Raw genomic sequence first — 13,420 nt, forward strand, 5'->3', positions numbered from 1 at the left:
CAGATGTCCACAACCAAGCTTGCGCAGCCGGCTTCCGAAAACATCCTGGAGATGCGGGACATACGCGTCGAGTTCTCCACAGGTCGGGGTCGTGGCCGACGCAAGATCGTCGCCCTCAACGACGTCAGCCTCAGCGTCCCCAGGGGAACAATCCACGGGGTGGTAGGCGAATCAGGCTCCGGCAAATCCACTCTGGCCCGCGTTCTGACAGCTTTGGAGCGTTCTTTCACAGGAACCGTGGTTTTCAACGGTGAAGAGTTGCCTGTCCGGCGAACCAAAGAGCAGAGACGCCATATCCAGATGGTGTTTCAGGATCCGTACTCGTCGTTGGATCCCAGAATGACTATTCGTCAGTCCTTGGCCGAGCTGCTGCGGGTTCACAGGATCGTGGAATCGCGGGACGTCGGTAGGAGATGCCTTGATCTGATGGGCCAGGTCCAGCTGCCGGCCAGGGCACTGGACAGTTACCCGGTTTCCATGTCCGGAGGACAGCGCCAAAGGGTGGCTATCGCGAAAGCCTTGGCACTGGAGCCCTCGTTGTTGGTTGCTGACGAGGCCGTATCTGCCTTGGACGTGTCCGTGCAGGCCGGCATCGTCAATCTCTTGGCGGACCTGAGGGACGAACTTGGGTTGTCTGTTTTGTTCATCGCCCATGATCTGGCAGTGGTCCGGAATCTTTGTGAGAACGTTGCAGTGATGTACCACGGCAACATCGTCGAAGACGGGGACACCGAAAGTCTATTTACTGAACCTCGGGATCAGTACACCCGGACGCTTCTTAATTCGATTCCGCGGATCCGATACTAGCTCCTGAGTGGTATCAACCGGGATGTTAAAGACCTCTGCAGGAGCCGGATCCGGCTCCTGCAGAGGTCTTTAACGACGAGGTGGACGCTATCGCAGGGATTCGCGGAGGAACATCGTTTTCGCGGCAACTGCTGCCAACTCGTACGTGGTCCCGATCATCCCCAAGAGCTCCTCGGCAGACTCGACCTCCCTGGCGATTACCAGGTTGCTGACCCTCGACACACCGGGAACGGCTTCCAACAACTCGGCGGCCAAGGGGTTCTGGAAACCGATCTCGAGCCGGAGCTGGTCAGGTACAGGCAGTAGCCGGGTCTTCTCGATGCCTTGGACAGCAGCACGCGCACTCTTGCGGATGGCCGCGCGGGCGTAGGTGGGGGACAGGCTGTTGGCGGCCTGGAACCCGTGGGCAATCTTGACGGGAACAGTCAGTACACCCGGGAACTCGCGCTCTGCGATATCGCAGATGACGTCGTCGCCCGTAACCAAACCGACGGGGACGCCGCGGGTAGCTGCGAAGAGGCCATTGATGGATGCCTCTGAGGCGATCTCACCATTGAGCTTGAAACTGGTAAAGAGGCCCGAAAAACTATGGGCCAGCAGGCCTTCCACACCTGCTGGAGCGTGATATCCGATGTAGAAAGCAACATCGAAGTCTGCCGTCAGCCCTTCAGCCATGCAGAAGGCTGTGGGATTTCCGAAAATGACACGTGCCCGGGGGTCGAGGTCCTCGTGCAGGAGGTTGTTCATTGTCCCGTGGCTGTCGTTGACCAAGACCTCGGTTGCCCCGCCCTCGAAGGCGCCTCCCACGGCCGCGTTGGTCTCGGCCGTCATCAGGGCCTGTGCCCGGGGGTAGCCGGTACCACCACGAATAATTTGGTCGTAGGTCGCAACCCCGGAGATCCCCTCCATGTCAACAGAAATGTATACCTTCATGCGGTCTCCTTCGTGGGCGCTGCGCAGTGCAGCGGAGGTCAGCCGGTGCGCGTCATAGTAGCGCAGCGGATACAGTGTTCAGTTACTGAAGGACGGTTGCTGCAGGTGCGAGTTTGTACCAGCCAGTGCGGGTGACTCCTGACGCGATGTAGCCGGACGCGAAAGCAGATTCCAAGATTTCGCGGAGCTGCAACCGCCACATCGCCGCTTCCCGGGCGTCGGATCCCCGAAGTGCGACGATGTCCCGGGGTGCACGGCACCAGAGGTTTCCGTCCAATTGCACTAGCGCGGGCTTGGAGTCGGGTCCATATTCCAGAGCATTATTCAGCGCCTCTTGCGGCAGATTGACGTCGTCTACGAGGCCCTCGCTGCATCTAACGCTCCGGTCTGAGCTCAACGGCCAGACCACAACGAGCCTGTCCGATTCGTCGTTGGCGTTGATATCGTCCTGCATTGCACCGTAGAAGTTCCTCTCGTACTCGGAAGTCACAGCACCAAGTTTGGACAGATTGAAGCGCGCGTTCCGGCTGACCAAGGGATCGAAGGTCCATGTCATGGTTTCGATGCCGCGTGCCAGAGACCACGCCCTTTGGTGTTGTTTGAGGGCGAAACCCACACCTTGGTCCGCAATCCCGGGAAGGACCCCGGCTATCAGCGAATACGTGGACCCCTCGGGCGAGACAATGGCCACTGCCGCGCCACAGAGCACTCCTTCCGGGGTGTAGGCCGCAGAGACGTTGCACCCGGCGTGGGAGATGCTGCGGAGCAGGTCAAAGGGAATGGGTGCTCCGTGTGGCGACATTCCCCATATGGCCACGAGCAGTCCTTCGATGTCTTGGAGCCTCTCACGGTCGTGCTCGTCGACGATTCGGACGTTGGCCTTGGCCGCTGCAGAAGTAGCATTGACCTGGGCGCGCTCAGCAGAAGCATGGGCGTCGAGATTGAGTGACATGATTCAATCTTTGTTCGATCGAGGCGTCCTGGCTTTGTCCGTAAGGATCAACAATTGCCTTTTTTATTGTTCTAGAGGACTACGGCTGAATAAGAATGCTCCGCCCAGCCAGCGGCCGGACGGAGCATTCAAGGAGCGAAACGGCTATCGGAGCATACGGACCGAAGCTGGGGCCAGTTGGCCGTCCGACAGTTCGAAGGTGGCGCCTTCTGCGAAGGTGGGAGTCGCCGAGTTGACGAAGGGCACTATATCGACGTGCTCAAAGAGGCTCTTTTCGGCCGCTGCCCAATGCTCACAGCCAGCTTCTTCAGTGGCGCCGACGGCCTTTTGGACGTTTTCCAGATAACCGGCGTTGTTGAGGAAGGCAAAATTGCTGCCGTTGGGCGGGGTTGGGCCGGACACGAGGGGTACAAGCTCGTTGGGCAGGGACACACCGATAGGAACGAAAGCGGCGTTCCATCCGCCCTGTCCACCGAGGATGAGTGAACTGCCCTCTGCATCTGTAACTGGCCTGAGGAGAACGTCAACACCGATCCCGGACCAAACGTCCTTGATCAGCTCGGCGCCGGCGGCGAAGGTCGGCCCCATGGTGCTGGGGTAGAAGAACTCAATCTTCAGCGGAGTCCCGTCCTTGCTCCGAACGCCATTCGCGCCAACCTTCCAGCCGGCCGAATCCAGGGTGGCCTTTGCGGCGTCGATGTCATGCTCGGGGAGGTTGCCAGTGAGAGTGTCCTGCTTGCAGGGGCTGAGAACAGGTGCAATGAGACCCGTGGCGGGCTTACCGGCGCCGCTCGTTACTACCTGCCCGAGTTCGTCTAGCTTCAGCGCCTGCGTTAAGGCACGCCGCACTTTTTCATCCGCGCCGGGCAGCCCCGGTTTCTGGTTGAACCAGATTTGGCCCAGCGCTGTCACCAAATCACGTTGGAATGCCTTCTTGGCTTGGAGCCTCTGTTTGTCGGGCCCGACAATTGTGGCTGCATTCACTTCTCCGGACAACAGCAGGTTCGCTGCTGTTGTCTCGTTGGAGACAACCTTGAGGACGACTTTGTCCGGCAGGCCCTCCTGATCGGTCTTCCAATCGCCTGGACCCCAGGCATAGTCCTTGCGCCGGGTGAGGGTGTAATGGTCACCCGAGGCCACCTCGGTGAGCGTGTACATGCCGGTGCCGTCGGCGCCTTGTGCGAGCAGGCTTCGGTCTTTGGTACCGGCCGCGCAAACGATAGGCATATTGCCCACATTTCGGATCAGGAAGGGTTCCGGCGAAGGTGTTGTCACCGTGACAGTTCCTTTTTCACTGTCTGCCGTGGCGGTAGCCCCGGGAGCTACTGAAATGCCCGTCCGTGTGGAGTTGTTGCTGGGGTCACCGACGAAGTTGATATTTGCCGCCACAATTTCGGGCGTCAGCGCAGTACCGTCGGAGCATGTGACATTCTTGCGCAAGGTGAAGGTGGCCTCAGTAGTGGTGCCTTGCCAGCTTTGCGCCAAGCCGGCCACCACATTGCCGTCCGGATCAAAATTTACGAGGGTGTCGTAGAGGAACCTGGCGGTTTGCTGGGTTACGGAATTCGAGGCGAACAGTGGGTCCAAGGACCCGGGGTCCACACTCAGCCTCAATGTAAACGTTTTGCCGTTCGCCAGCTCGTTGCTATCTGTCTTGGGTGCAGAGCCGGAGCAGGCGGCCATCGTTAGTGATAGCGCACCGACAGTGAAGGCGCTTAAAGCCGCCTTGATCATGCCTTGTGTGTTCATGAGTGTCATTCTTTCGGCATTTGTGATCCGCGCCATTGGCTAAATCGACAAGTCTGCGGATCAAGGTTTGGTGGGTAGAACCATGGGCCCGCGGCCGGATCCAGGCGCTACCGGCCAAGTTAGTCGCCGCGAAGCAGATCAACGGCCAAGCGGGCCGCCTTGCCGATCGAGGCATCAATTGCCGGCTGCGGGTTTGCCAGCGTATCGGCCTTGGTAAAGACAGCGACGGCGTATTGGCGGTCGTCAGGGTACGTCACCACACCGACCTCGTTGCGGATAGCGGGAAGTGTGCCGGTCTTGCCTGCGACCACAATATTGCCATCGAAACCGGTCGCCATCCGGTGCCGCCAGATTTGTTGGGCCATCATCGAACGCACCCGCTCGCACACCTCAGGACTTCCGGCTGTGTCGGTCCAGATGGCGTCCAGCAGGGTGACGATGTCCCGTGGTGTGGAAGAAGGAGTCCTTGCGGGATCCAATATCCCCATCGACCAAATCTGCTCGGGAGTTGCCGCTCCCAGCATGGCTTCGACGTCGGGCCCCGTGCCAGGGTCAACGCCTAGGTCGGCCGCCATCTGAACATCCATGTCCTCACCGCAGCCGACAATCCGGGTGTGCTTGAGATTCAGGTCATCCAATACGGCGTCGACAGCGGCCTGCCCTATCCGGTGGAAGAGGACGTCTGTCGCAGCGTTATCGCTCATCGTCATCATGAACTTTGCAAGATCCCGCCAGCTCATTTCGACGTCGTCGGCACAACCCGCAGTTCCCAAACCTCCCACCCGGTATCGGGAGGTCACGGTAGTACGATCTGTTTCTTCCAAACGGCCTGCTGAAACCTCCCGCGAATAGGCAACGGCGAACGGCACCTTAAAGACGGAGGCCAGTACTACTGGCCCGTCGGGGTTCAACGAAACCTCTGGACCATCAACTACTCCGATCTCCCGTGCATGGACGGAGCCCGTGGCCCCTGCTGAAGCGAAGATTTCGGCAAGCTGCCCAGATCCTAGGCTCATGCGTTGACCCGACGATCGGCTCGGCCCGTGTGGACGAACAACGCCCGGCCCTGGCCATCATCACCGACAAAGACATGCGGCATGTGCAAGCCGAATTGTTTTTGTGCCGGCAATAGAGTGTCTCCTTCCGTGGCCACCAATTCAATCCTCTCGGGCCTGTCCCCGACCTCCGCGTAGACCCCCTTAGGTGTCTTCTCCAACCAAATCCGCCCCTCGGCGTCCTGACTCACGACCACGCTGCCAACGCGGGAGGAATACTCGCCAACGTACCGCGAAGCGTCAACGCGTGCGGGTGAGTCGGCCGGAGTGGGGAGTTCCGGCAACGTGATACCGGCAAACTCCCCAAGCGCACGGGCTGCGATTTCAGTGAAGACCGGGAGGGGTTCTCCTCCATTACAGAAGAGCGCAATCGAAACGTCCTGCTCCGGGCAAATCCGCAGAAAGGCTGTCTGGCCGATGGTTCCGCCGTCGTGACCGACTACAGGGCCACCGTCGTAATCAAAGAGCGAGAAGCCGAGTCCCCAGGCCGCGCCCATCCACCCCAGCCCCGGGAGCTGCACCTGCGGTTCCAGCATTGCCGCTGCCGACCCGGCGCCGAGAATCTGTTGACCGGCCGGCCCACGCCCCGAATCCATGTGCATCTGCGCAAATTTGAGAAGGTCGCGGGGCCGCATATTGAGCATCGAGCCAACGGGGGCGTTCGATCGACTCAGTGCCCAGATGGGGCTGGGCTCCGGCTCGCCGCCGTCTTCGTTCACGATGTGGCCTACAGCAGTGCGGAAGAGAATCGCTTCGTAGGGCCCGTTGGCCGCGTGGGTCAGCTGAAGCGGAGTGAACAGATACTCCCGCATGCACTCGTCATATGGCTTGCCGCGCAGCACCTCCACCAACCTGCCCAGCACGACATATCCCGCATTGTTGTATGAAAACATCTCGCCCGGCGCGAACAGTTGCGGAACGTCCCCCAGGAGATCCACCAGTTTGGCGACGGCGTCGTCACCCTTGCCAGTGTCAGTAAGGATGTCACCTTCGAAGCCAGCAGTGTGGCTCAATAACTGACGGGTGGTGATAACGGCCGCAGCAGACTCGTCCTCGAGACGGAATTTGGGCAGATAACGCCGTACAGGCGCGTCCAGGTCCAATGTTCCCTCGTCCACCAACTGCATGATCAAAGTCGCAGTCCACAGCTTGGTGATGGAACCCACTTGGAACAGGGAATCGGCAGTTGCCTCGACGCCGGTGTTCTTGCTGAGTACCCCGGCCGCGGTGTCGATCACCTCGCCGTTGACGGAAATTGCTACCGCTGCGCCGGGAACCTGATGCTCGGCCAGTAGTGAAGGAAGGCGGCCTTCCAGCCACGTGCGGAGTTCGTTTAAGTTCGTCATGCGCCAATGGTACGGCGCGGGAAGGGTGTCGAATTTTGTAGATCAGGACGACCTTGATAGCCAATCGTGGTCCGAATCGACAAAGCCGGCCCTTGCCGCTTGTCAGCCCGTCAGCAATTGTCCGATACGACCATGCCCGACTCAATAAGTGATCAAAACGAACAAAGGATCAGGGCGTGTCTGAGTCAGATAATAGAGACGCCGGTCTCGTGGAGGTCCAGTGAGATCTCTCAAGAAGCAGGAGTAAATAACTTTGAGTATTGCAACACGTGTCGTCGCGGATGCAACAGACAGTCCATGGACCGGCTTTGTGGCGCGAAGGATTGGGCGTCTGGTTGTTTCCCTCTGGGTGCTGGTCACGGCGTCATTCCTCATGATCCACCTGATTCCCGGCGATCCGGTCAGGGCGGCGCTGGGCTCGTCAGCTCCAGGCGCCTTGGTTGAGGCGCGCCGGGAGGCGCTGGGCCTCAACGATCCCCTGTGGCTTCAATACGTCCACTACCTTCAAGGTTTGCTGGGCGGGAACCTTGGCATTTCAATGACATCAGACCTGCCGGTAGCGCAAGTAATCGGCGACCGATTTCCTGCCACTTTTGAAATGGCCGGCCTTGCATTCCTGCTAGCTGTCCTGATCTCAGTTCCGGTCGGAGCCCTTATGGGCGTCCTGACCCGAGGTGGACGACGGCGGCGAACCGAACTGGCCTTCACGTCCACCTCCATTGTGGTGGCCGCCATACCAGAATTCCTTCTGGCCGTCGGCCTGGTGTTCTTCTTTGCGGTCCAACTGGGCTGGTTCCCCGTGGCCGGTCGCTCCGATGCCAGTTCGTATGTCCTTCCCGTGGTTTCCATGGCCTTAGGCTCAGCCGCCATGTTGTCCCGGATTGTGAGGGTGGAAATGCTCTCAGTTCTCAGCGCTGAGTACGTACGGACCGCGCGCGCCAAGCGACTGCCGGGCTGGATTATCTACTTCCGCCATGCATTGCCGAACGCGCTGACGGCCACGCTGACAATCGGTGGCCTGATGCTCAGCGCTATGGTGGCAGGCACTGTCCTCGTCGAAAACGTCTTCGCCTGGCCTGGCCTGGGCAGCACCATCGTCGCCTCCATACTCGCCAAGGACTACCCGGTTGTTCAGGGTGTGGTGCTGGTGTACGGGGTTGGCGTGCTGCTGGTGAATCTTTTGGTGGACGTAGCACTGGGAATGCTCGATCCACGTTCAACGATTAAAGAGGGCTGATTCATGCGTACTTCAAAGACGGTAACCGCATCAGGAATGGCGGCCCGATGGTTGGCGGCCCTGAAGACGCCTGTTGGCGCCGTTTCCGCTGCCATGCTCTTCATGGTGCTGGCCATGGCCGTGGTCGCCCCGATTCTATGGACCGGTCAGGCAGAGGAAATCAACACCAAGGCCATCCTTCAGGGACCATCACCCGAGCACCTCATAGGTACTGACAGCCTGGGCCGCGACTTGTTCTACCGGCTGCTGGTGGCCACCGGGCTCTCAGTTAAGCTCGCCTTGGCGGCAACAGGAATCGGAGTGGCGGCCGGCTTGGTACTCGGTACGGTCCCATCATTGTTGAGCCGGCGTATCGGCAGGCTGGTCACGGCCTTTGTCAACATCGCTGTCGCGTTCCCCGGGTTGCTGTTGGCCATGTTCTTTGCAGTGATCTTCGGAGTCGGCCAGACTGGCGCAGTGCTGGCCATTGGCTTGGCTACGGCTCCTTCCTTTGCAAGGTTGACCCAGACCCTGGTAGCTGCGCAGTCAGAGCGAGACTACATTGCGGCGGCGAAGCTGGCCGGGGTGGGCAGGGTTCGGCGTCTGCTTCGCCACATTCTCCCCAACATCGCCGAACCACTGGTGGTCACAGCAACCATCGGGGCGGGCGGATCTCTGCTGGCCTTCGCAGGATTGTCATTCCTAGGGCTGGGGGTCCAACCGCCGGCCTACGACTGGGGACGACTCCTTAACGAGGGGCTGAATGACATCTACCTGCACCCCATGGCGGCGCTCGCCCCTGGGCTGGCAGTGGTCGTCGCGGGGCTGGCATTCAATCTGTTCGGTGAAGCCGTTGCCAAGACGCTCGGCACACCAACTCCGATTTCCGGCAAGGGCGCTGCAACCCAGCACATACACCGGCCGAAAACAGTGGCACCGTCCACCGACGTCGAGCTTTCAACATCAAGCTCGGACGGCGACCCCGTGCTGACCGTCAACGACCTCTTCGTGAGTTTCCCCGGGCCTGCCGGACCCATCACCCCCGTCCGCGGCGTCAGCTTCAGCCTGGCACGGGGGGAGGCAGTGGGTGTTGTGGGGGAGTCGGGTTCCGGCAAGACACAGACCGCCCTGGCCTTGGCGCAGCTCGTGGAGTACCCGGGAAGCGTCAGTGCGTCACGCCTTGAGTTCCTCGGCCAAGACCAACTGTCCAGCCCCTCCAGGGCCCAACGTCAGACACTCGGCACTTCCTTCGCGATGGTGTTCCAAGACCCCATGAAATCGTTCAACCCCACCATGCGGATTGGCGCACAGCTCGCTGAAGTGGCACAGCGGCATTTGGGAATGAACCGCCGCCAAGCGCTGGCCCGCGCGGCGGACCGTCTGCGGGCAGTCAGGGTGCCGGCCGCGGAACGACGCCTGCGGCAGTACCCCCATGAATTCTCCGGTGGCATGCGGCAACGGGCCATGATCGGGATGGGGATCATGGGAAGCCCTGCCCTGATTGTGGCCGACGAGCCCACCACCGCATTGGACGTGACAGTCCAGCAACAGGTCCTGCGGCTGCTGTCAGCCATCAAGGAGCAGGACAACGTAGCGATCCTCTTGATCAGCCATGACCTCACCCTGGTGGGGCAGGTCTGCGAGCGTGTCCTGGTCATGTATGCCGGACGCATCGTGGAGGACCTTCCGGCAACAGAGCTGGCGGAGAGGGCAATGCACCCCTATACACAGGCACTGCTGGCAGCAGTCCCGGACATGGAAACGGATCGGGACCGTCCTCTGGCCGTGGTCCCGGGGCGCCCTGCGGACCCGTCCCGAATACCGGCAGGCTGCGCGTTCGCTTCCCGCTGTCCGAAGGCCGACGAGCATTGCACACGCGAGGATCCGGAACTCCTCCAGCGGGATGATGGGCATCGGGTGGCCTGTTGGCACCCTTCCCGCGGAACAGGCTCCGAACGGGTTCCGATCGAACTCAAACTACATGCTGCGGCACTGCAAGGAGAGGCATCATGAGCGAACTTCGCTTCGAGCAGGTATCGGTACGGTTCGGTGGTCGCCGCGGGATGACTGCCGTGGACGGCGTTGACCTCATCGTGCCAAAGGGACAAGTGGTTGGCCTGGTGGGCGAATCCGGTTCCGGGAAATCCACGCTGGCCCGGGCTGCGGCAGGCCTTACGCCCTTGTCCGGCGGGCAAATCTTGTTCAATGGCCAGCCACTGCGGCCAAAACGGGGCGAGCACCGGCCCCTTCAGATGGTCTTCCAGGACCCGCACTCTTCACTGAACCCGCGTATGAGCATTGGTGACTCCATAGCTGAAGGCATCCCGCGTGCGGGCAGGGGAGGTACCGCAAGCCGGCGCTCCGAGGTCCAACGACTTCTCGGATTGGTGGGCTTGGATCCCCAGCGTGCCTTCAGCTACCCCGGACAGATGTCAGGAGGCCAGCTACAACGAGTCGCCTTGGCCCGCGCTTTGGCGGGACAGCCGAAGGTCATCATCGCGGATGAAATTACCTCAGCCCTGGACGTGTCTGTTCAAGGGACTGTCCTGAACTTGGTGCGGGACCTGCAACGGGACCTCAACCTGTCCATGTTGTTCATTTCGCACAACCTCGCGGTAGTGCGGTACGTGGCCGACGCCATCGCAGTGATGTATCTGGGCAGGATCGTCGAACAAGGTCCGGCAGAACAGATCCTTTCTGACCCACAGCACCCGTACACCAAGGATTTGCTGGCAGCTGTGCCCAGCCAGGGCAGTCCCAGCCTCACCCCGGCTGACATCGACCCGGCGGTACAAGCCGTCAACGATGCCGAGCCAGCGGACCCGCATCACCCCCCCAGCGGATGCCGATACCATCTGCGTTGCCCGATGGGGCCACTCGTGCTTCCAGACCGCGACGTCTGCCGGGAAGTGGACCCCCAGCCCGAGGGACATCGACAGGCCGCAGCATGCCACTTCGCCAATGACTTAACGATCTCCGGAAGGGTGGGACTGCTGTGACCCGGAGGTTACGCATAGACGATCTGCTGGACCTTGCGATCCCCGAGCAGCCCGCTCTCTCTCCCGACGGTCAGCGCGTTGCTTACGTGCTGCGGACTCTCGACGACGTCACGGACAGCACCGAACGCAACATCTGGTCGGTTGAAACTGCGGGCAGATCCGCTCGGCAACTCACGTTTAGCAACGCCGATTCGGCTCCGGCATGGTCGCCCGATGGAGCGCACCTTTCGTTTCTGCGTGAGTCAGGGGGCCAGATCCACCTCTGCATCATGACCCTCGCGGATGAACACGTGAAGCGCCTCAGCAGCCTACCACCGGGAGCCGGTAAACCGACGTGGAGCCCCGACGGGACCAAACTCGCATTCGCTGCCTTCGTCCCTGGGCTTGCCACCGGAGACGTGGCCGCACACGCCTCTGTGTACAGCACCGATGCGCCGGTGGTGACAGACGGCAGGGACTACCAGTCTGACGGCCTTGGTCTGTTGGGAACCATGAAGCGGCAGCTCCACGTCTTTGAACTGGCCACCGGGAAATGTATCCAGCTCACTCATGGCGATTGGCATGCCCGCGACCCGCAGTGGTCGCCCGATGGCAGCTATTTGGCCTTTGCCGCCGGCCCAGCAGCAGACAATGATGCCAGCTTGGCTGCTCCGGCCCACATCATCGCCGTCAACGTTCCAGACGCAATGCCGACTCGGGTAGGACCCACCGACCAGGTGGTCAGCGCTATTGAATGGAGCGCCGATGGGGACGCCCTCTTCGTGGTGACCAGCCGCCCGGTTGGCCACGCACACTTGGTCCGGCTTCCCTTGGATGGGAGTCCCGCCAGAAATCTCGCTGGGGCACTGGACCGCAACGTCATGGCCGGGGCTCCGGCCTATCCCGGGGCGCCGCCGCAGCTAAACCATGACGGCAACGCGCTTATTTTCTGCATTAGGGACCGCGGCTGCACACACCTCTATGAGGTAGACCTCGACGGCGGCGAGCCCCGCCCGATCCTACGGGGTGAGGGGCTGGTTGTCTCAGAGTTGTCAGTCGCAGGCAACACGGCCGTCACAGTCCTGAGGACACCTACTTCCTTTGGCGAGATCGTGAGCGTGGATCTTGCCGACGGCACCTCCAGGGTTTGGACCCACCATGGATCGAATGTCGCGGATACGGAGTTCTTCCCGCGACTGGAGCGCGGCTTTACCATCTCGGATGGCACCGTTGTGCAGGGGTGGATGATCCGTGACCCGGATAGTGCAGGACCCCAGTCCCTTTTGTTGGACATTCACGGCGGACCACATAACGCATGGAACAGTGCAGCTGACGAAGTGAACCTCTATCACCAGGAACTGGCCGCACGGGGGTGGACCGTGCTGTTGCTCAATGTCCGCGGCAGCGATGGTTACGGCGAGGAGTTCTACAAGGCCGCCGTCGGTCGGTGGGGCATCGCGGACGCCCCGGATTTCCTTGAGCCCCTGGACCAGCTTGTGGCCGAGGGTGTGGCAGACCCGGACCGACTTGCCGTGACTGGGTACAGCTACGGGGGATTCATGACCTGCTATCTGACCAGCCGCGACCAAAGATTCGCAGCTGCAGTGGCCGGCGGGGTTGTCAGTGATCTCCGGAGCTTTGCCGGAACCTCCGACAGTGGGCAATTCCTCAGCGACCGTGAACTGGGCGCCCCGGCGCTGCGCGATCACCAGGGGTACGAGGCAATGTCTCCGCTCTCCATGGTGGAACAGGTGACAACGCCGACGCTCATTCTCCACGGCGCGGACGATGTGCGGTGTCCTGTTGGCCAGGCAATGCAGTGGCATGCCGCCTTGCGCGAAAGTGGTGCGGTGAGCCGTCTGGTTCTATATCCCGGCGGCTCCCACCTCTTCACGGATGTAGGGCAGCCTTCACACCGGATCGACTTCAATCGCCGCATCGTCGAGTGGGTGGAGGAACACGCCAATGGTGTGGGCTCCGGGCTAGCGGGGTTGCCTTCCCGCCCCGCCATTGGGGTGGGGTTGAATGGATGACAAGCCTGCCCGCGCCAGCCTTGGCCGCGTTATCGACGACAGCCACGGGCCAGTTCTCTGGTCTCTACGCTTACGACGAGAAGCAAAACCCCAACCTGGTGAACACTCTGCGCACATGGCTGCATGCATTCGGTGACTTCACGTCCGCCTTTTACATCCACCCGAATACTTTCCGAAACAGTCTTCGTCGCCTTGCCATCGTGGGCGTTCTTGACCTCGACGATCCGAAGACAGGGTTGCCGCCATACTTCAGCTCTGCATCTTGGCCGCCCGCTCCGCGTGACCTCGTCATGCGGAAGCGTTCGGCCGTTATTCAGCACACCGCCCCTCACTAGTGGATAGGAAGCCACA

Annotated in this window: 11 protein-coding genes; 6 read left to right on the forward strand and 5 right to left on the reverse strand. The window is 61.0% G+C overall.

The annotated features are described in order from the left end of the window. Window positions 1-3 precede the first annotated feature (3 nt). Window positions 4-807, forward strand: a complete 804-nt coding sequence (locus GVL04_RS07050) for an ABC transporter ATP-binding protein (RefSeq protein WP_159701676.1) — start codon at window positions 4-6, stop codon at window positions 805-807. 87 nt (window positions 808-894) lie between these two features. Here GVL04_RS07050 and GVL04_RS07055 read toward each other — a convergent pair whose 3' ends face one another. The 5 genes from GVL04_RS07055 to GVL04_RS07075 all read right to left on the reverse strand — a co-directional run bounded on the left by GVL04_RS07055 (window position 895) and on the right by GVL04_RS07075 (window position 6,842). Beyond that, complete coding sequence (locus GVL04_RS07055) at window positions 895-1,740, reverse strand: M55 family metallopeptidase (RefSeq protein WP_159701679.1); 846 nt, start codon at window positions 1,738-1,740, stop codon at window positions 895-897. A gap of 82 nt (window positions 1,741-1,822) precedes the next feature. Continuing rightward, entirely contained in the window at window positions 1,823-2,692 is an 870-nt protein-coding gene (locus tag GVL04_RS07060) for a hypothetical protein (protein WP_159701682.1), read from the reverse strand. 144 nt (window positions 2,693-2,836) lie between these two features. Then, on the reverse strand, window positions 2,837-4,441 hold the full coding sequence (locus GVL04_RS07065) for an ABC transporter substrate-binding protein (RefSeq protein ID WP_200846772.1): 1,605 nt from the start codon (window positions 4,439-4,441) through the stop codon (window positions 2,837-2,839). Window positions 4,442-4,560: 119 nt separating this feature from the next. After that, entirely contained in the window at window positions 4,561-5,457 is an 897-nt protein-coding gene (locus GVL04_RS07070; protein WP_159701685.1) for a serine hydrolase, read from the reverse strand. Next, on the reverse strand, window positions 5,454-6,842 hold the full coding sequence (locus tag GVL04_RS07075; RefSeq protein WP_159701688.1) for a serine hydrolase: 1,389 nt from the start codon (window positions 6,840-6,842) through the stop codon (window positions 5,454-5,456). Before GVL04_RS07075 ends, GVL04_RS07070 begins: the two co-directional genes overlap by 4 nt. Window positions 6,843-7,095: 253 nt before the next feature. Here GVL04_RS07075 and GVL04_RS07080 point away from each other — a divergent pair, with 253 nt between their 5' ends. Genes GVL04_RS07080 through GVL04_RS07100 form a run of 5 tightly spaced genes read left to right on the forward strand, consistent with a single transcriptional unit; the run spans window position 7,096 to window position 13,404 of the window. Further along, window positions 7,096-8,079: an ABC transporter permease gene (locus tag GVL04_RS07080; RefSeq protein WP_200846773.1), complete on the forward strand. Its 984-nt coding sequence runs from the start codon at window positions 7,096-7,098 to the stop codon at window positions 8,077-8,079. A gap of 3 nt (window positions 8,080-8,082) precedes the next feature. After that, window positions 8,083-10,071: a dipeptide/oligopeptide/nickel ABC transporter permease/ATP-binding protein gene (locus GVL04_RS07085; protein ID WP_200846774.1), complete on the forward strand. Its 1,989-nt coding sequence runs from the start codon at window positions 8,083-8,085 to the stop codon at window positions 10,069-10,071. After that, complete coding sequence (locus tag GVL04_RS07090) at window positions 10,068-11,057, forward strand: ABC transporter ATP-binding protein (protein WP_159701691.1); 990 nt, start codon at window positions 10,068-10,070, stop codon at window positions 11,055-11,057. Before GVL04_RS07085 ends, GVL04_RS07090 begins: the two co-directional genes overlap by 4 nt. Further along, window positions 11,054-13,069, forward strand: coding sequence for a S9 family peptidase (locus GVL04_RS07095; RefSeq protein WP_159701694.1), 2,016 nt, complete (start codon window positions 11,054-11,056; stop codon window positions 13,067-13,069). The genes GVL04_RS07090 and GVL04_RS07095 overlap by 4 nt, the downstream gene beginning before the upstream one ends. Then, window positions 13,066-13,404 carry a hypothetical protein gene (locus GVL04_RS07100; protein WP_159701697.1) on the forward strand — a complete coding sequence of 113 codons (339 nt, stop codon included), beginning with the start codon at window positions 13,066-13,068 and terminating at the stop codon, window positions 13,402-13,404. Before GVL04_RS07095 ends, GVL04_RS07100 begins: the two co-directional genes overlap by 4 nt. The last annotated feature ends 16 nt before the right edge of the window (window positions 13,405-13,420 follow it).

This window comes from Arthrobacter sp. 18067 (assembly GCF_902706295.1).
Classification (GTDB): domain Bacteria; phylum Actinomycetota; class Actinomycetes; order Actinomycetales; family Micrococcaceae; genus Arthrobacter.